We start from the raw sequence: 16735 nt of genomic DNA, 5'->3' as shown, positions 1-16735 counted from the left end.
CCCGCGACGGGCGAGTCGAGGGCGACGCTGTCCATACGGACCAGGTTCAGGTGGTGAGGCCGGTGTGCAGAACAAGGGGAGCCGACCTGATGCGCGGCTTCCAGGGCCTGATCGCATTTGTCCGCATGGACAGAGCTGTCCTCCAGTACGCCCTTTGCCTGCTCGTGGCCGCCCTGGGAACTGCCGGAGTCCTCACCGAATTGCTGTGGCTTCTGGGGCTCGCCGCCTGGGCTCTGATTGCGGCCGGTCTCATAGAGATGATCGTCGGCCCTGAAGGCCGCTGTCCGAGAGTGATAATTCAGGCACTTTTAGTAGTCGTTCCGGTGTGCGCAAGCGGCGTCTCCACCTGAGCAGCAGCACAGGGGGAGACGGAGGGAAGGCGCCGAAGGCGTGCGCGGGCAGGTCGGTGACCGGGGGGTGGTGCGGCCGGGTGTCGTCTTCGACACTGGAGCGATGGGGAGAGGGAAAAGGAACAAGAGGGCGTCAACTGGTACCGGTCAAGCACCAGTTTCTGTTACCGCCGTACAACCCGGCGAAGACGGCCGCGCGCTGGCCAACTGGGGGGCGCGCAGCGACCCCGAAAGGTACAAACGCGAGCAGCGGGAACGTATCCGCCGCATGTTGCGCGAGGGGCAGGTGCAGGAGGTCCAGTCCATGGCCGCCGGCGGAACAGCGGACGCCACAGCACAGCTCGCCGAGTACTACGCCGAGCAGGGCCAGTGGAGGAGGCTCGCATCGCTCTGGGCTGACCGCCGCACCCCGCATCTGGTGGAGCTGCTCCGCCTCGTCGTCGACCCCGGCGAGATGCCGCTCGAAGCAGCGGTCAAGATATGGCAGGTCCGGATGCTGGCCCACGAGGAAGAGGCCTTCCAGCACGTCATCGACCTGCTGCACGAACGGGGCCAGGCCGACCATGCGCTCGACGTGCTGCGCGCCGCGGCCGGCACTCCGCCCGCCTGGCGGCAACGGCTGGACTGGGCGGAATGGCATCTACGGGTGCAGTTGCTGCTGCGTCAGGAGCAAGTCGTCGAGGCTCTGGCCATGGCCGATGAGGACATCACCCGGTCCTGGCTGGCGCCCGTCCTGGCCGAGCAGGGACGCATCGACGCGCTGCGCACCCTGATACGCCCGGGCGACACGGGCCTCGCCCTGCGCCTGGCCCGCACCCTCGCAGCCCACGGCCGACTGGACGAGAGCATCGCCATCATGATGCAGCGCATCGACGCTCACGAGGAGTACGCCTACGAGTGGACAATCAAACTGCTCGTCGAACTGGGCGAAGCGGACCGGGCATTGCAGGTACTCCGACAGCGGGGCCACACGCGCCGCTCACCGGTCGATACCTCCGACTTCCAGCTGGCCCGGCTCATGGACGAACTGGGACGCCATGAGGAAGCCATCGCCATCCTGGGCCGCGAAGGGGGAGCACCACAGCAACTGGCGGAGCTGCTCGCGGGCGTCGGCCGCATGGATGAGGCCATGGTGGTGCTCGACGCCGCGCAACACGACAGAAGGTGGCAGTACGTCTCCGACGAGCTGGCCGAGCACCAGGCGGCTCTCCTCGCCCGGCACGGCAGGATCGGCGAGCTGCGGGATCGTGCCGAGAACGGCCGGCCGGCGCACCGGGAGATCATGCGCTTTCACCTCACACGCGCCCAAGCCCCCACGACGCAGAGGCGATGAACGACGGGGCTCCGCCGCCCGCGCCGCCGGGCCTGCTCTGCCCAGTCAGCGGAGGGTGGTACACACCGGCCACCACCCTCCGTGCACGATGAAGACGCTCGGCTTCGACCGCTTTGAAGGACTGCCCGGACGCTGCGCTCCGCGGTGAGCACCCACCTCAGCCGCCATCGCCGCGATCCTCCCGGCCCTGCGGGACGCCACTGACGTCCCGCCGCACTGCTACTTTGCCTGGAAGAAGGCAACCTGCTGGTGCACATACTCCGCTTCCTCATCGGCCGCAGCGACACCACCCCCGTCGTCCGCGAGACCATCGGCAAAGACGAACCTGCCCCTCGCTGCCTCGGCGTCCACCTCGGCGGCTGACCCGCACCGGCCCCTGTCAGCGGTGAGGACAGAGCTCCAGGCAGGCGAAGGCGCCGCGCGTCCGGCGGAGCGCAGCAACCGGCCCCGACCGGAATGCCGACCAGGAAGGCCCGACCATGGTCACGGTGCGACAACAGCCCCCGACCAGGCCGACAACCCCGCCGACAGCCGCCCGTCCTGTCCGGGAGCCAGGCACTGAGTGGGCGGTGCTCCACTTCAGGGCCAGTCACGGTCCACGACTGCGTAGCCTCCTGTCCGCAGCTACTCGTCCCAGGCCTGGATCATGGTCTGGTCGGCGATCTTCCCGTCCCGCAGGGACACCATCGACTCGGAGAAGACGCGTACCCCGTCGGAGTACTCGCAGCTCTCGGTGAAGGCGACGCGGTCCTCCTGGACCACGCACTGCTCGACCTTGTGCGCCTTGATGTCGCGGCTGTACACGTCCTCGAGCATCTCGCCGATCTCGTCCCTGCCGTGCAGAACCTTGGGGTGGCTGGGCTGGGTGTTGCGGTCCACGACGCGTATCTCCGCGTCGTCCGCGTAGAGCGACAGAAGATCCGCCGCAGTGTGTCCTTCGATGGCCCGGCGCAGGGTTTCGGCGTCGAAGCCGGAGCGTGCAGCACTGCCCATGGTGACCTCCCTCGAAGGCCGCGGCCCGCGAGGAGCGGGCCGCGAGGGGCCTCTCCCTTCGAGGCTCCTCCGCCCCGGCGGCCCCGGCAAGCGCTGCGCCTGACGGGCGAGGGGCGTGCGGCGACCGTGTCCGGCGCGGGCCCCGGAGGCGTTGCTGCCAGCATGATCTCAACCCCGTAAGGTCGTGAGCTCCCTGCGGATTCTGCCGCCCGGCGCCGTCCGCGCGATGGTGTCGACGGCCTGACACAGGACGACTGGGACCGCATCGACCGGCGCACCCCGGAGCTGCGCGGCCTGCCGCTGTGGATGGACTACAGCGCCCCGCTGTGCTGGGCGTGGTCGCCGCATTCGCCACTCGGGACGACCTCACCCAGTCCATGGACCAGCGCCTGCACCACCACGCCGTTGAAGGCGTGGCCGTCGAGACCTGGACCGGCGAGCACGGCACCACTCCGCCCGCCGCTGGCTCTACAACCTGCTTCCCCGCTGGATATGGACGCCGGAACTGTCCCCGCATAAGCAGGCAACACTCACTGATCACTCTCCGGGGCCCGGCGTCATGCAGGCTTGCGGTGGTCCGCAGGCCTACGTGTCGGCGTCCTGTTGAAAATCCAGGAAGAACCGCAGCCGCACTCCCGGCTCGCCGGGCTCCCGGGTCGTTCGGTCCGCCGGCGCGATGGCGCACTGTGCCGCGAGCAGCTCCTGGACGGCGAAGGCGGTAGCGTCGTCGCACGCCGCCATCTCCACCACAGCCAGCCCCGGCTGTGCGACATGCGTTTTGTTGCTCGGCTCCATGTACGGCACTACGCGCCGGCGGCTTCGCCGATTCTGCCCGGGCTTCACCCGACCGGCTACGGGGCCGACGGGCGGCTGGGACGTGGCCGGGTGATCATGTCGGGCCGTCCGGTGCCCGAGGTGGCTGGTTCGCTGGCCGGTCTGTCCGGGCTCTGCCGGTGATGGGCAGAGACCGGCATAGGATGATGGGCGTGGATATGGGGGCGGTCATCGAGGCGCTGGTGGGGGAAGCTGAACGTCTGATCCGCGAAGGGGTGTGGGTCCTGACATCCGCCGACCGTGCCGTCGCGGCGAAGGCCGCCGCCGACCTGCACGCCGCCGTAGGCCCCCCGGAGTTCCAGCGGACCCTGTCCGAGGTCGACCGGTTGGAACGTTTGCGGGAGGCACTTGCCGCTGTGGCTATCGCTCTCGCCCACGTGCATGGGCGCCTGGCCTGGTTTCTCGGCGCAGTTGCCACCGTCCTGACGCCGGTGCTGCACTGGCGCGCTGTGCCTGCCGAGGACGGCCGTACCTTCGGTGCCGTCGTTCCGGCTCTTCAGCAGTACGTGGAAGCCGAGGACGCGGTCCGCCGGCTGCAGAGCGCCCTCGCCGGCATCGCCGCCGCCTGACGCTATCGGGCTCGGCCGGGCGTCATGATCGCCCGGGCAGGGCCTGAGCGCGGGTGCTGGTGTGGCGCACGCCGGGGCCCCACTTCTCCCTCACCAGGGCCATGCACCAGGTGCACAGGGGACTTCCGCCACTGCGGGAACTGGAGGCGGCCGTGCAGTGCCGCTCACGCCGGCCGGATACATCAGATGGTGAAGCCGGGTAACACGCAGGGCACGGCGGCGGGTCAGTCGGTCAAGGCCTGCTCGACGGTGGGGTGGCAGGAGATGACCCGGTCCACGCCGACGAGTTCAAGCAGCCGCAGCACCGATGGCTGGGCGCCGGCGATACGCAGCCATCCCTGTGCGTCGGTCATGGCCTGGTGGGCGGTGAGGAAGACGTTGATGCCGGCGGAGTCCATGAAGGTGACCCCGCTGAGGTCGACCACGGTCCGTGGCGGGGTCGCGCTGTCGAAGGACAGCAGGGCCTTGGTGAGATCGCCTTTGACGTCGTGGTCGATGTCGCCGTGCAGGGTGAGGACCCAGATGCCGTCGACGGCGCGGTGGCCGACCAACAGGCCGGGCCGGGCTGCTCTGTGGGGGTCTGTCACGGTCTCGACGCGGGTCTGAGTGGAGAACCCAGTGCTGTCATGGGCCGGCAGGGATGCCGGGTACAGGCCGGTAGCCGAAGGCGGCACCGCTGCGCAACCTGAGCCGGTGCCCCGTCGGGGCCGCCGCCGCGCGGGCAGGCAGGCCGCCGCCAGGTGCCAGCAAGACATCCAGCAGCTGCTCCACCAGCCATTCACAAGGGGTCTGCAAAAGCCGCCTACCGGCGTCTTACTGTATAGAAGACGTCGATCATGATGAGGATGGCAATCCCTGACATCGATCATCGCGGCCCGGGTTGCAGCGCATGAGACAGCAACGACCGCAGCAGTGCCTGCTGGCGGCAGCAGCCTTGCTGCTGTTCTGTGTCCTGGCCATCACGGCCGCCAACCACACCACGGCGGTCTGGGCCCACGTTCTTTTGTTGATCGTTTGTGCTGTTGCCCTGCTCGCGGCGCTGGCGAGTGCCTGGCCGGCGGTGTACACCGCCGTGCGTCGAGCCGGGCCGTACGCACCGGCCGTCATGCGCCGGCCCGCGAAGAGCGGCACGTCCCCTGCGGGCAGGGCCAGGCGCTGGCTGCCCGACGTACTCCCTGACCGTCCCTCGGCTGTGGCACCAGGTGAGGTGCCTGAGGGTGAGATCGATGCGACCGGAGGCACCCCCCCTCTGCATGCGGCTGCAGCCCTTGAGGGGGATTTCTCCTGCATCGCTCGGGCGCGCGATCTTGTGGCCGGCTTCCTGAGCCGCGTGCGGGCCGATTGTGGCCTGCCGGTCTCGGAGCGTGCCATGGACGGGGCGCAGCTGGTGGTCAGTGAACTGGTCACCAACGCCCGCAAGTACGCCCCGCCCCGGGCCCGCTCTGCTGGAGCTTCGTGTTGCCGGCGGAAGGCTGGAAGTGGCCGTGGGGGACAGCGATCCGTCCCTGCCCCTGGCGCGGGCTGCGGAACCCGGCCGGGTCGGCCAGCACGGCCTGGAGATCGTCATGGCCGTCGTCCAGAGTTTCGAGGCACACCGCGAGCCGGTCGGTAAACGCGTCACCGCCGCCATCGCCTTGTCCGACGGCACCGACGCAGAACCAGCCATCTGGCGAAATAACACGGGATCGATAGCCGTCAGAACGCAGGAAAGGTCAACGTACGGGTCGTCGCCGTGGGCGTCGGCGAAGACCGTGGCGGTGGCGTCGGTGCGGTTCCGCGGGGCAAAGGCCGACGAGGCATCGCTGACGCGGCCCCTCGCGCGGAAGGCGTACCTCAGGAGCTGGCGCCACTGACCCCGGGGGCGACGAAGCGCCGGTGCAGGGGGTAGAACTTCGGCTCGGGATCGCTTTGCACGCCCAGTTCACCCTTCAGTACGGGGGCGACCCTGGCCTCGATGAACCGGTTGAAGTGGTCCTCCGACTCCCAGATGTCCATCACGTTGAGGCCGCCGTGGACGAACCATGCGGCGTGCAGCACGCACCCGTCCGGTGCGTCTTCTTCCCAGCGCACCTTCTTGCGCACCGCGTCGTACACGTCCGGTGTGATCTCGGGCCAGGAAAAGGTCATCACGACTGCCATGGAGGTTCCCTTCACCGCCTGGACGCGCCGCGGCCGGACGGCCGGTGGCATGGCACGGCAAAGCTAAGCCGCTGGTGTCGCCGGTGCACTCCGGTGCGTCCATCCGAGAAGGGTTGGTGTCCGCGGGCAGAACGGGCCACCACTCTCGGCCAAGCCGTCCAGTTTCTCCTGCCGCGTCGGCGACGGCTGAAAAGTGGACCAGGGGCGGCGCTTGAGTTCTAACGCTTGTCGCAGCGTTCCTTGATCATTGTGGAGTGCTGATGGCGAGGCGGGGACGCAAGCGCAGGCTGGAGCTCGAGGCCGAGTACTGGCGCCTTCTAGGCGGTGTCTTCAAATGATCTTTAGTAGTGGATCATGGTCGGGTGATACGTCGCCATGAACTGTTTGATGCCGAGTGGGAGTTCGTCCGGCCACTGCTGCCGATGTCACTGCGAGGCCGGAAGCGGCTGGACGACCGCAAGGTGCTCAACGGGATCGTGTGGAAGTTCCGCACCGGAACGGCCTGGCGGGACGTGCCGGAGCGGTACGGCCCGTGGGCCACGCTGTACACCCGCTTTCGCCGGTGGGCTCTGGACGGCACGTTCGAGGGCATGCTCCGGGCCGCCCTGGCCAGGGCGGACGCGGCCGGGGACATCGACTGGCTCGTGTCGGTCGACTCCACCATCGTCCGTGCTCACCAGCACGCCGCCGGGGCCCGAAAAGGGGGCCCGCTGTCCCGGCCTCGGGCGCTCCCGAGGCGGTCTGACCAGCAAGACTCTGGAGCAGGTGCTGGCCACCTTCGAGCCCGGGGCCACCACCACACCGGCAGCACCCGCATAACCGGCGCCGACGCGTCCGGACGGCCGCAGTGGCCGGCCGTCGGCGAGAGCCCGGCGCCCGCCGGCTATCCGCCCGCCCAGGGCTGGCGGGCAGCCCTGGAGCCTGGCACTCTCCAGGGCTGTCGTGCCCCCATGCGGGCTCCTGCACCTGAGGGAGGGCCGCTGGGAGGCGGCCCCCGAAGGTGACAGCGAAGGCGTTCGGGAGTACGTCCTTGGCCACCGGCATCCCTGGCGGCACGGCCAGCCGGGCACATGGACGCCCCGCCAGCACCGTCGCGATCGACGACAGCATCCGGCGTAACAGCGGCGCGTATTGGGCATGTGGCTGCGTCAGGCCCTCCACCTGCTCGGCGAACATCACCGCGGCCCAGCGGGAGTTGCTGCACGTGAACCGCCGCACCACGAACTCGATCACCGCCGGCGTCAGCCCGACCGGAGCATCTCGCGACCGCCGCGTGTACCGGCCGTGCACCCGCCAGGACGGTATGCCGCACTCCGGACACCGCACCGGCAGCGTCCGGCACGGTGGCTCTGTTCATCGGAACGGACAGCAGATGTTCACCACTTCGGGAGGCACTGCGCGTGGGGATTGTCCGATTCGCTACGGGCTCAGCACATCAGAGGGCGCTCCTGCCGGTCCGAGATCCCGCATTCGGCTCTCATCAGGCTACGAGGACCTCCACGCCGAGTGTCTTGAGTTGCTCGATGACCGTGTCGTGAGGATCGGCGTCGGTGATCAGCCCGGTGATCTTCTCCCATGGCAGGACGCGGTACGGCGAGGCCGTACCGATCTTCTCGCAAGAGGCGAGGATGTAGGTGTCCGCGGCCCGCGCGGACAGGGCACGCTTCATCGCCGCCTCTTCGGCGTCCCCCGTGGTCAGTCCGGCCTCGGGGTGGACGCCGGTGACGCCGAGCAGGCACAGGTCGGCGGAGACGTTCTGCGCGGCCTCGACCGCGGCGGCGCCGCAGGTGACCGCCGAGTGCTTGAATACGCGCCCCCCGAGGAGGAAGAGTTCCGCCAGCGGGTGGTCGATCAGAGCCGTGGCGATCGTCGGGCTGTGGGTGATCACCGTGCAGGCGAGGTCCTTCGGGAGCGCCCGCGCCACGGCGAGGGCGGTGGTGCCGCCGTCGAGGATCACCGAGCCGCCCGGCCGCATCAGTGCGGCGGCCACTGAGGCGACCTTCCGCTTGCCGTCCGGGGCCACCGCCTGCCGGGCGTCGTAGTCCACCACTGCGGGAGACGCGGGCAGCGCGCCACCGTACACCCTTTGGCACAACCCCTCGGCGGCGAGATCGCGAAGGTCACGCCGCACGCTGTCTTCGGAAATGCCCAGTTCGGCGGCGACGTCCTTGGCCACGATCTTTCCCGTGCGGGCGAGCAGATCGAGCAGATGCTCGCGTCGTTCAGCAGCCAGCATTCACGTTCCTTCCTGTTCTTGCACGATTCTGCATGTATCTTAGCCGCCATGACCGACAAGCCCCTGCTCATCCTCATCGCGGGTCCCTACCGTTCCGGCACCGACGGCGACCCGCAGGCCATGGCCGCCAACCTCGCCCGCCTGGAATCCGCGGCCTGGCCCGTCTTCGCGGCCGGACATCTCCCCGTGATCGGCGAGTGGATCGCCCTGCCCGTCCTCCGCTCCGCCGGCGCGGGCCCCACCGACCCCCTCGCCGACCAGGTGCTCTACCCGACCGCCGACCGACTGCTCGCCCATTGCGACGCCGTGCTGCGCTTGCAGGGCGAATCCGCTGGCGCCGACCAGGACGTCGCCACCGCTCGCCGCCGCGGCCTACCCGTCTACCACGACGTCGCCGAGATTCCGCGCCGCACCCCGCAGGAGACCATGTGACGAGCAGCCCGGGTGTCGACACCCCCGATCACCGTGGACGCACCGGTCTCCACCTCGCCGGACGCGACCTCAACCGCAACCCCGACGTCCGGATACGCGACGTCGAACTCACCTCCCAGGGCTGGCACGTCCTGCGCCGCACCACCTTCGACTATCGGCGCCGCGACGGACGGTGGGAGACCCAGCGGCGCGAGACCTACGACCGCGGCAACGGCGCCGTCGTCCTGCCCTACGACACCGAACGCAGCCGCGTCCTGCTGACCCGCCAGTTCCGCTACCCGGCCTACGTGAACAGCCACCCCGACGGCATGCTCATCGAGGCGGCGGCCGGACTGCTCGACGCGCAAGACCCGCACACCGCGATCCGCCGCGAGAGCGCCGAAGAACTCGGCATCAGACTCGGCCCCCTCACCCACGTGCTCGATGCCTACATGAGCCCGGGCTCCGTCACCGAGCGCCTCCACTTCTTCGCCGCCCCCTACACCCCGGCCGACCGGACCGGCATGGGCGGAGGACTCGAGGAAGAGGGCGAGGACATCGAAGTCCTCGAACTTCCCTTTGCCGAGGCCCTCGCCATGACCCGCGACGGACGCATCACCGACGGCAAGACCATCCTGCTCCTGCAATGGGCAGCCCTGTGCGGGCCCTTCGCCCGACAGCAGAACGTCTGAAAGTCCGCCTTCGCCAGATACGTCCAGGAAGGCAGGGTGTTCGATTTCCAGGACGGCTCAGGTGCCTCCCGAAGTGGTGAATCTCTGCTGTCCGTTCTGATGAACAGAGCCAGGCACGGCGTACGAAACGTGACCACCCCAGCGGCCCGCTCCACCGACTCCACCACCACACCGGCTAAATGCGGCAGCAACCGCCCCAATCCCCTGAACCGCACACCCAGTTGATGCCCAGTGCAGACGGGCTCTGTCACAAGATCTCCGGCAGAGCCTATTTCGGCTCTGCCGGGTCGGAGCCGTGCGGGAGTGTCGTCGGGATTCATCGTGTCGGCACAGCCTCAGGGGCCGGCCATCGTAAGCGGCTTGGAAACTGGGTAACTGCCGGCCACTGGCGGCAATGGCCTGCGCACCGGAGCGCGGCGGTGTGGGAGTTCCTGCGTGCCTGGTGGGCTCACACCCTCACCGGATCCGGCCGTCCCCGTGCATGAAGTCCTCGCGCTGTGCGCCGAGGCATCTGCCACGCTCAGCCCTTGGCTCAACACCTGGGAGGCACTCGAAGACCGCGTTGCCGACCGGCACCTGACCGAAGCGGCTGCCCACTGGGAGTACGACCTTCTGGGCGATCAACTTCCATGGGACGCGTGGGACAATGCAGATGACCTGCGCACCGAGCTCGCGGCCTGGTTGGTCCGTCACGCCCCTGCGCGGCTTCAAGCCCAGGACGCTCCGGAGGAACTGCTTCACCGCATACGACTCATCGGACTCACCGGCCCCGCCCGTTGGGAGGACCCGCACTGGCCCAACCACCGCTATTGAGCCGGCTTCACCGCGCAGCCTTCCCTGGTATCAAGGGCGAAGCGGCGATCGCTCACGCCCAGGACGGCGGCCATGGCGATCGACGTCAGAGCAAGGTCCCCCCGCCCGTCACCAGGGCCTCTGGCAAGAAGTCGTCCATCACCAGACGCTGGGTGAAGAACGACCGGCTCAACCACGCCGGCTACCTCTGGGCCTTCGCGGCCCTTCGCCACTCACCCGGAGCAGGTGCCCACTACCGGCGCCGCCGCGAGATCGGCGACTGGCACGCCGCCGCCCAGCGCAACCTCTTCAACCGCATGATCGGCCAGCTCTACCACTGCCTTCAACAGGGCAAAACCTATGACGAATCGCTCGCCTTCGGGACCCCTCACGACAAGGCTGTCCGGCCGCAGGCTGAGTCGGTCACCCGGGAGTGAGGCACGCCTCAAGAGCAGCTCGCTGCTGTTCGGGCAAGTGGTCACCCAAGGGAATCTTGCGGGGGCTGTGATCGCCTTCGCAGATCCAGCTCCGTTCATCCGTGTCGAACCACCAGTCCTGGGCTCCCCACATGGGATTCCCCTGGAGCAAGCGCCTGGCCAACGGCTCGCTCGCTTCGGGCGCACCCTGCGCGACCAGAGCCTGGACCACGGCTGTCACCGCTTCTGCCGGGACTGCGGTGTCGCCCAGGACCGGAAGGAGGAGCAGGAGCCGGGCGTGAGGGTCGGTGACACCAACGGCGTCTGCCGGTGCTTCCACCAATGCGGCGAGCTCGGGCCAGCACAGCCCAGGTCCGATACGGTCCTGATCGTCGCTGGCGAGCACAAGATCCTGGTTCCAGTCGGGGTGCGTGAGGAAGTAGTCGGTGGTGGTGAACTCCTCGCCACTGTTGTAGTGCACGACGATCGTAAAGCCGCCGGTCAGAGGCACTGTCAACATTGGCCAAGCCGATGGGGCGTGAAGCTTGTCGAGCATGGCGCCTGCGTCGCCCGCGTCTGAGCCGAAGGCCTCTGGTGACAAGCCCTCGGACAGGTCCGCCAAGTGCGCGGGCCAGAAGCCGGGCTCGTCCAGGAGCGGGTGCCCGTCCACGACGGGCGACGAGGAGTACCAGTGCCGTGTCATCACCATGCCGCGATTCTCTCCCTGCCTGGTTAGGAGTGTTCGAAGACCCCGGCCTTCAAAGGCCGGCCGACTTGACGGCATAGCAACATGAGGTGTCTGGCTGGAGTTGAGGATGAGGGAGGGCGGGATGGGCGGCGCGGACACAGCCGGGGATCGGGGCGCGCTCAGCAGGTTGCGCGTCGGCGGGGCCGCCGCGCCCATGGCCGCCGTCGGCGCGGCGGTGACGTCAGGCGGGGGACGTCGGCGGGGGAGAGGTCAGGGCGCGCACGGTGCCAGCGTGCGGGATGCCGCCACCGGCCGGAGGCGTCGCGGGCGACGTCGACGCCGACCTCCACCACCAGCTCGGGTTCCACCAGCGTGACGTTCAGCTTTTCCTGGCTGCCCCACCCGGCGGTGAACGACCAGCCTGTCCACGGATGACCGCGCCGCCCCGCAGCGAGTATCCCGGCGACCGCCGCACCTGCCGCCTGGGCGAGGGTGGTGGTGCGGCCGACGTACTGAAGGCGGCCTTGGTCGTCGCCGGTCCAGATCGCGCGCCATGACCAACCACTCCCATCTGTCCGGGCGCCACAATGCTCTTGCTGACCACGCTGACACCCCGGGATGCACAGCGCGCGCTGGGATCACTCCGGCCACGGCCTGGACGCCGTCTGCCATCGCCCCGGTCCTTGTCCGGATCGAGAAGCGGCTTTACTGGTCCTTTACTATTGAGTGGGGGAGACTTCCCTTTCCCGACGATGACGTTCCGCCCCCACCGCCGGGGGCGGCTGAGTGACGAAAAGGAGCGGCAGACCCGCGATGGGTGAACCTCCCAGTACGAGCCGTGCCATACCCCACCCGACAGCGAGCAGTGCATGGGGGGTGGCACGGTGACCGAGTTGCTGCTGCTCCTGCTGGCTCTGGCGCTGACTCTCGCGTGTGCGGTGTTCGTCGCGGCCGAGTTTTCCCTGACCACGGTCGAGCGCGCTGACCTCGAGCGTGCGGCTGAGGCGGGTGAGCGCGGCGCGGACAGCGCGCTGAAGGCCGTACGCCGTCTGACTTTCCAGCTGTCCGGTGCGCAGCTGGGCATCACGGTGACCTCGCTGGTGATCGGCATGATTGCCGAGCCGTCCCTGGCCGCGCTGCTGCGGGGCCCGCTGACCGCGATCGGCCTGGCAGGCGCTGCTTCCACGGTCGCCACCATCCTGGGTGTCGCCGTCTCCACGGTGGTGTTGATGGTCGTCGGTGAGCTGGTGCCGAAGAACTGGGCGATTGCCCGGCCGCTGGCCGTGGCCAAGGTCGTCGCCACCCCGCAGCGCGGTTTCACCGCCGCCTTCGGACCCTTCATCGAGCACCTGAACAACACCGCGAACCGTTTCGTGCGCCGCTTGGGCCTGGAGCCGGCCGAGGAGCTGGCTCATGCCCGCAGCCCGGAGGAACTGGTGGCGCTGGCCCGGCACTCCGCGGCCCAGGGGGCCTTGGAGAAGGACTCTGCCGAGCTGTTCGTGCGCACCCTGCACCTGGGTGAGCTGACGGCCGAGAACGTCATGACCCCGCGGGTGGACGTCAAGGCTCTCGAAGCCCACGCCAGCGCCGCGGACGCCGTCGACCTCACGCATGCCACCGGCCTGTCCCGCTTCCCCGTCTACCGCGACAGCCTGGACGAGATCATCGGCACCCTCCACATCCGCGACGTCCTCGCCCTCGACGAGGACGAGCGTGACGCCACACCGGTCACCGACCTGATCACGCCGCCGCTGCTGGTGCCCGACAGCCTGCCCGTCGACACCCTCCTCGCCCGGATGCGCACCGAGCGCACGATGGCCGTGGTCATCGACGAATACGGCGGCACCGCCGGCGTCGCCACCGTCGAGGACATCATCGAAGAGGTCGTCGGCGAGGTCCGCGACGAACACGACCCCCTCGAGCTGCCCGACCTGCTGCCCGGCCCCGCAACCGAAGACGGGCGCCGCATCTGGCAGGCCGAGGGCAGTATCCGCACCGACCAGCTCGCCGAGATCGGCCTGAGCGCCGTCGACGGCCCGTACGAAACCCTCGCCGGCCTGACCGCCACCCTCCTGGAACGCATCCCCCGGCCGGGAGACACCGTGCACCTCGACGGGTGGGACATCACCGTCCTGGACGTCGACCATCACCGCGCCGACCGTCTCACCCTCACCGCCCCTGCGGCGGACCGTGCCGAGCAGGAGCGTGCCCGATGACCACCGTCCAGTTGCTTATCGGCGCCCTGACCCTGCTCACCAACGCCTTCTTCGTCGGCGCCGAATTCGCCCTGATCTCGGTCCGCCGCAGCCAGATCGAGCCCCAGGCCCAGGCCGGGAACAAGCGGGCCAGGACCACTCTGTGGGGCATCGAGCACCTGTCGGCGGTGATGGCCACCGCCCAGCTCGGCATCACCGTCTCCTCCCTCGTCCTGGGCGCCGTCGCCGAGCCGGCCATCGCCCACCTGCTGGAACCGCCGTTCCACGCCATCGGCGTGCCCGAAGGGCTCATCCACCCGATCGCCTTCGTCATCGCCCTGACGCTCGCGACGTACCTGCACATGCTCTTCGGCGAAATGGTGCCCAAGAACATCGCCCTGGCCGCCCCGGTGCCCACCGCACTGTTCCTCGGCCCGCCACTGGTCGCCCTCACCCGCGCACTCAAGCCCGTCATCTTCTCCATCAACGCCTTCGCCAACACCCTGCTGCGCCTGCTCAAAGTCGAGCCCAAGGACGAAGTCGCCGCCGTCTACACCGACGACGAACTCGCCCGCCTCGTTGCCGACTCCAGCCAGGCCGGCCTGCTCGAGCCTGCCGACGGCCAACGGCTGCGCGACGCCCTGGAGCTCGGCACCCGCCCGGTCGGCGAGGTCCTGGTGCCGCTGGCCCGGATGAGCACGGCCGACCACCGCGTCACCCCCGCCCAGTTGGAGAAGGCGGCCACAGGCGCCGGCTACTCCCGGATGCCCGTCGTGGGCCCCGGCGGCACGATCATGGGCTACCTGCACATCAAGGACGCCATCGGCGTCGCTGAGCGGCACAAGCCATTCCCCCGTACCGCGCTGCATCCCGTGACCCGCGTGCAGATCGACACCCCGCTCGACGACGCCCTCACCGCGATGCGGGCAGGCGGCACCCACCTCGCCGCCGTCACCGGCGACAAGGGCACCGTCATCGGCTTCGTCACCATGGAAGACGTCCTGTCCGAACTCGTCGGTCCCACGGCCGCTTGATCGCTCGGGCCCAAGGGGCGGGGATGCTGGCATCCTCTGCCACCAGCCGTGCAAGCGCCGTCGCCCGGCGCGCTTGCTATGCGTGAGCCTGTGTCGCCAGCCGAGTAAGAGCCGTGTTCCGGGGTAGAACGGCTGTCGGCTCCTCCTATTGCAGAGAGCCGGAGCATGCCTCGATGAAAGGGCTGTTCCCAAGCATGAACGAAGGATCGACCAGTATGGCCAGCGGCACCGTGAAGTGGTTCAACGCCGAAAAGGGCTTCGGCTTCATCGAGCAGGACGGCGGAGGCCCGGACGTCTTCGCGCATTACTCCGAAATCCAGGGCAGCGGATACCGCGAACTGAACGAGGGCGAGCACGTCACCTTCGACATCGGCCAGGGACAGAAGGGCCCGCAGGCCCAGAACATCATCCGCAGCTGACCAGGCGCAGGGAGGCAGAGCCAGGCGGCTGTCCCAGCCGGCAGCCGCCTCGCTCATCCACCCCATCACTGCGACCACGGCAGGTCAGCACACTGCGCTACGCCGCCGCCCTCAGACTGGGCCGGGGCTATGAGACGTCAAAAGCTCACGGACATTGCTGTTGAACAGCATCTGTTGATCATCCTGACCGGTTGCCGTGGCGGCGGGCACGCCACCGACGTCGCAGCCAGTCGCCGATTTCCCCGATCATGACCAGCAGAGCGGCTGACGCGGCGCACGGGGCGAGCTGCGAAGGCTGGCCGAGGGCCCTGCTCAGCAGCCAAAGCGTGAGGGTGACGCCGCCCACCCTGCGAGGACCGACAGGGCTGTGCGCCACCAGCGCGGTGTCGTTTTCACCGTGCGCGCCGCGCGTACTGGACAGCGGTGCTCAGGGCGGCGGCGGCAGCGATCAGCCAAAGCGTCTTGCCCCAGGCGGGTGTGGTGAGGATGAGGGCCACGGTGGCCAGTACGCAGATCAGGAGCCATGCCGCTGCGGTTGCCAGTGGGCGGTGCGCGCGTGGTGGTGTCATGCGCCGCTGCCCGGGGTGCGCTGGTAGATGTCGGGGATGCCGTCGGCGTCCTCGTCGATGTTCTCCTCCTCGTACAGGCGCCGGTAGACGGTGTTCCGGCGGCGCAGGAGCAGGGCGGCCAGCAGGGCCGCGGCCAGGGAGGCGATGAGGACGGCGGCCTTGACGGCTCGCCGGTGGCGGTGCCGGGGAAGGCGAGTTCGCCGATGAGCAGCGCGACGGTGAACCCGATGCTGGCCGGCGTGGCGAGACCGAAGACATCAGGCCAGGCCAGCTCGGGGTGAGCTGGGCGCGGGTGAAGCGGGCGGCCAGGTAGGTGCCGGCGAAAATGCCGAGGATCTTGCCCGCGAGCAGGCCGATGACCACGCCGAGGGGCTCGGGGGTGGTGAGCACCTTGCCCAGCGCGTCGCCGGAGACGCTGACCCCGGCGGCGAACAGCGCGAACAGCGGCACACAGATCCCGGCGGACAGCGGGTGCAGCAGGTGCCCGGTGCGTTCGCCGGGCGAGGCCTGTTCGCCCTCGTCGCGGGTGGTGCGCAGGATCAGGCCCACGGGGACGCCGGCGACGGTGGCGTGGATGCCGCCGTTGTACATCAGCGCCCAGACCGTCACGCCGAGCGGCAGGTACCACCACCAGCCGCGCACCCGCAGCCGCTGCAGCAGGTAGAAGACGACCAGCCCGGCCAGGGCCCGGCGAGTGCCCAGTAGTTGAGGTCGGAGGTGAAGAAGAGCGCGGCGGCCCGCGGCGTCCCGTACGACCAGCGCGGCAGATGCACGGCCTCGCCCACAACCTCCGGAAACGACTGCCCCATCTCGGTGCCGCGCCTGGAGCGCAGCACCACCCGGCCCGCGTCCACGGAGAGCAGGGCCCGGAACCCGTCCTTCTCCAGACTTTGCCATGTCTCATGAGCCATAGACCCCTTGATCTGGACTGGGGCACCTGTGATCGTCTCGGCTTTGCTGCCCAACAGCGGGGCAGAGGCGGCCACCCCTTCGTCGAGTTCGCGGCTGGAGCATTCGCGACGGCCGCGTCAGCGAGTGGACGCCGGGAAACAAACTCACTTCTAT

The 16735-nt window shown here is 69.1% G+C and carries 17 protein-coding genes and 5 pseudogenes; 12 read left to right on the top strand and 10 right to left on the bottom strand.

Annotated features, from left to right (window positions below):
- The first annotated feature begins 89 nt into the window (after positions 1 to 89).
- Together QQS16_RS00780 and QQS16_RS00775 are read left to right on the top strand one after the other, a co-directional pair.
- Positions 90 to 350 (top strand): hypothetical protein, encoded by a 261-nt coding sequence (locus tag QQS16_RS00780; protein WP_286059542.1) that lies wholly within the window; start codon positions 90 to 92, stop codon positions 348 to 350.
- A gap of 304 nt (positions 351 to 654) precedes the next feature.
- Positions 655 to 1683: a tetratricopeptide repeat protein gene (locus tag QQS16_RS00775; RefSeq protein ID WP_286059541.1), complete on the top strand. Its 1029-nt coding sequence runs from the start codon at positions 655 to 657 to the stop codon at positions 1681 to 1683.
- Between the two features lie 624 nt (positions 1684 to 2307).
- Here the strand turns inward: QQS16_RS00775 and QQS16_RS00770 are convergent.
- The 3 genes from QQS16_RS00770 to QQS16_RS00760 all read right to left on the bottom strand — a co-directional run bounded on the left by QQS16_RS00770 (position 2308) and on the right by QQS16_RS00760 (position 3471).
- On the bottom strand, positions 2308 to 2676 hold the full coding sequence (locus QQS16_RS00770) for a nuclear transport factor 2 family protein (RefSeq protein WP_286059539.1): 369 nt from the start codon (positions 2674 to 2676) through the stop codon (positions 2308 to 2310).
- Between the two features lie 311 nt (positions 2677 to 2987).
- On the bottom strand, positions 2988 to 3119 hold the full coding sequence (locus QQS16_RS00765; protein WP_286059537.1) for a hypothetical protein: 132 nt from the start codon (positions 3117 to 3119) through the stop codon (positions 2988 to 2990).
- A gap of 142 nt (positions 3120 to 3261) precedes the next feature.
- Entirely contained in the window at positions 3262 to 3471 is a 210-nt protein-coding gene (locus tag QQS16_RS00760; protein ID WP_286059536.1) for a DUF6207 family protein, read from the bottom strand.
- A 185-nt stretch (positions 3472 to 3656) separates the two neighbouring features.
- Here QQS16_RS00760 and QQS16_RS00755 point away from each other — a divergent pair, with 185 nt between their 5' ends.
- Entirely contained in the window at positions 3657 to 4079 is a 423-nt protein-coding gene (locus tag QQS16_RS00755; RefSeq protein WP_286066169.1) for a hypothetical protein, read from the top strand.
- Positions 4080 to 4303: 224 nt separating this feature from the next.
- Here QQS16_RS00755 and QQS16_RS00750 read toward each other — a convergent pair whose 3' ends face one another.
- Positions 4304 to 4666, bottom strand: coding sequence for an STAS domain-containing protein (locus tag QQS16_RS00750; RefSeq protein WP_286059534.1), 363 nt, complete (start codon positions 4664 to 4666; stop codon positions 4304 to 4306).
- 662 nt (positions 4667 to 5328) lie between these two features.
- On the opposite strand from QQS16_RS00750, the pseudogene QQS16_RS00745 reads away from it, so the two are divergent.
- Positions 5329 to 5734, top strand: a pseudogene (locus QQS16_RS00745) (ATP-binding protein); the annotation flags it as partial.
- A gap of 178 nt (positions 5735 to 5912) precedes the next feature.
- Here QQS16_RS00745 and QQS16_RS00740 read toward each other — a convergent pair.
- On the bottom strand, positions 5913 to 6218 hold the full coding sequence (locus tag QQS16_RS00740) for a hypothetical protein (protein ID WP_286059532.1): 306 nt from the start codon (positions 6216 to 6218) through the stop codon (positions 5913 to 5915).
- Between the two features lie 347 nt (positions 6219 to 6565).
- Here QQS16_RS00740 and QQS16_RS00735 point away from each other — a divergent pair.
- Positions 6566 to 6971 (top strand): annotated as a pseudogene (locus QQS16_RS00735) (IS5 family transposase); the annotation flags it as partial.
- Between the two features lie 456 nt (positions 6972 to 7427).
- Here QQS16_RS00735 and QQS16_RS43360 read toward each other — a convergent pair.
- Together QQS16_RS43360 and QQS16_RS00730 are read right to left on the bottom strand one after the other, a co-directional pair.
- A pseudogene (locus QQS16_RS43360) lies at positions 7428 to 7544 on the bottom strand (transposase family protein); the annotation flags it as partial.
- Between the two features lie 154 nt (positions 7545 to 7698).
- Entirely contained in the window at positions 7699 to 8454 is a 756-nt protein-coding gene (locus QQS16_RS00730; RefSeq protein ID WP_286059531.1) for a DeoR/GlpR family DNA-binding transcription regulator, read from the bottom strand.
- Positions 8455 to 8502: 48 nt separating this feature from the next.
- Here QQS16_RS00730 and QQS16_RS00725 point away from each other — a divergent pair, with 48 nt between their 5' ends.
- The 4 genes and pseudogenes from QQS16_RS00725 to QQS16_RS00710 form a co-directional block, all read left to right on the top strand.
- Positions 8503 to 8886, top strand: a complete 384-nt coding sequence (locus QQS16_RS00725) for a DUF4406 domain-containing protein (protein ID WP_286059530.1) — start codon at positions 8503 to 8505, stop codon at positions 8884 to 8886.
- Positions 8883 to 9557: an NUDIX domain-containing protein gene (locus tag QQS16_RS00720; protein WP_286059528.1), complete on the top strand. Its 675-nt coding sequence runs from the start codon at positions 8883 to 8885 to the stop codon at positions 9555 to 9557. The genes QQS16_RS00725 and QQS16_RS00720 overlap by 4 nt, the downstream gene beginning before the upstream one ends.
- Positions 9558 to 10034: 477 nt before the next feature.
- A complete protein-coding gene (locus QQS16_RS00715) occupies positions 10035 to 10370 on the top strand; it encodes a hypothetical protein (RefSeq protein ID WP_353479644.1) in 336 nt (111 codons plus the stop codon).
- Between the two features lie 104 nt (positions 10371 to 10474).
- Positions 10475 to 10786, top strand: a pseudogene (locus QQS16_RS00710) (IS110 family transposase); the annotation flags it as partial.
- On the opposite strand, the gene QQS16_RS00705 reads toward QQS16_RS00710, so the two are convergent.
- On the bottom strand, positions 10773 to 11474 hold the full coding sequence (locus QQS16_RS00705) for a hypothetical protein (protein WP_286059526.1): 702 nt from the start codon (positions 11472 to 11474) through the stop codon (positions 10773 to 10775). The pseudogene QQS16_RS00710 and the gene QQS16_RS00705 sit on opposite strands and share 14 nt — an antisense overlap.
- 863 nt (positions 11475 to 12337) lie before the next feature.
- Between QQS16_RS00705 and QQS16_RS00700 the strand changes: the two genes are divergently transcribed.
- From QQS16_RS00700 to QQS16_RS00690, 3 genes are all read left to right on the top strand, one after another.
- The gene (locus QQS16_RS00700) at positions 12338 to 13669 is read left to right on the top strand and encodes a hemolysin family protein (RefSeq protein WP_286066168.1); all 1332 of its coding nucleotides are present in this window, start codon (positions 12338 to 12340) and stop codon (positions 13667 to 13669) included.
- A complete protein-coding gene (locus tag QQS16_RS00695; protein WP_286059525.1) occupies positions 13666 to 14682 on the top strand; it encodes a hemolysin family protein in 1017 nt (338 codons plus the stop codon). The genes QQS16_RS00700 and QQS16_RS00695 overlap by 4 nt, the downstream gene beginning before the upstream one ends.
- A gap of 215 nt (positions 14683 to 14897) precedes the next feature.
- The gene (locus QQS16_RS00690; protein ID WP_286059523.1) at positions 14898 to 15101 is read left to right on the top strand and encodes a cold-shock protein; all 204 of its coding nucleotides are present in this window, start codon (positions 14898 to 14900) and stop codon (positions 15099 to 15101) included.
- A 392-nt stretch (positions 15102 to 15493) separates the two neighbouring features.
- Here QQS16_RS00690 and QQS16_RS00685 read toward each other — a convergent pair whose 3' ends face one another.
- Positions 15494 to 15670 (bottom strand): hypothetical protein, encoded by a 177-nt coding sequence (locus tag QQS16_RS00685; RefSeq protein WP_286059521.1) that lies wholly within the window; start codon positions 15668 to 15670, stop codon positions 15494 to 15496.
- A pseudogene (locus QQS16_RS00680) lies at positions 15667 to 16401 on the bottom strand (Na+/H+ antiporter NhaA); the annotation flags it as partial. The pseudogene QQS16_RS00680 and the gene QQS16_RS00685, both read right to left, overlap by 4 nt.
- Positions 16402 to 16735: the final 334 nt, after the last annotated feature.

This window comes from Streptomyces sp. ALI-76-A, assembly GCF_030287445.1.
GTDB lineage: Bacteria > Actinomycetota > Actinomycetes > Streptomycetales > Streptomycetaceae > Streptomyces.
This window is presented reverse-complemented; position numbering and strand designations above follow the sequence as displayed.

What these genes read in the sequence shown, in the direction of transcription:
- QQS16_RS00780 (WP_286059542.1), top strand. Translation starts at nt 90, where the DNA reads ATGCGCGGCTTCCAGGGCCTGATCGCATTTGTCCGCATGGACAGAGCT.
- QQS16_RS00775 (WP_286059541.1), top strand. Translation starts at nt 655, where the DNA reads ATGGCCGCCGGCGGAACAGCGGACGCCACAGCACAGCTCGCCGAGTAC.
- QQS16_RS00770 (WP_286059539.1), bottom strand. Translation starts at nt 2,676, where the DNA reads ATGGGCAGTGCTGCACGCTCCGGCTTCGACGCCGAAACCCTGCGCCGG.
- QQS16_RS00760 (WP_286059536.1), bottom strand. Translation starts at nt 3,471, where the DNA reads ATGGAGCCGAGCAACAAAACGCATGTCGCACAGCCGGGGCTGGCTGTG.
- QQS16_RS00755 (WP_286066169.1), top strand. Translation starts at nt 3,657, where the DNA reads ATGGGCGTGGATATGGGGGCGGTCATCGAGGCGCTGGTGGGGGAAGCT.
- QQS16_RS00740 (WP_286059532.1), bottom strand. Translation starts at nt 6,218, where the DNA reads ATGGCAGTCGTGATGACCTTTTCCTGGCCCGAGATCACACCGGACGTG.
- QQS16_RS00730 (WP_286059531.1), bottom strand. Translation starts at nt 8,454, where the DNA reads ATGCTGGCTGCTGAACGACGCGAGCATCTGCTCGATCTGCTCGCCCGC.
- QQS16_RS00725 (WP_286059530.1), top strand. Translation starts at nt 8,503, where the DNA reads ATGACCGACAAGCCCCTGCTCATCCTCATCGCGGGTCCCTACCGTTCC.
- QQS16_RS00705 (WP_286059526.1), bottom strand. Translation starts at nt 11,474, where the DNA reads ATGGTGATGACACGGCACTGGTACTCCTCGTCGCCCGTCGTGGACGGG.
- QQS16_RS00695 (WP_286059525.1), top strand. Translation starts at nt 13,666, where the DNA reads ATGACCACCGTCCAGTTGCTTATCGGCGCCCTGACCCTGCTCACCAAC.
- QQS16_RS00690 (WP_286059523.1), top strand. Translation starts at nt 14,898, where the DNA reads ATGGCCAGCGGCACCGTGAAGTGGTTCAACGCCGAAAAGGGCTTCGGC.
- QQS16_RS00685 (WP_286059521.1), bottom strand. Translation starts at nt 15,670, where the DNA reads ATGACACCACCACGCGCGCACCGCCCACTGGCAACCGCAGCGGCATGG.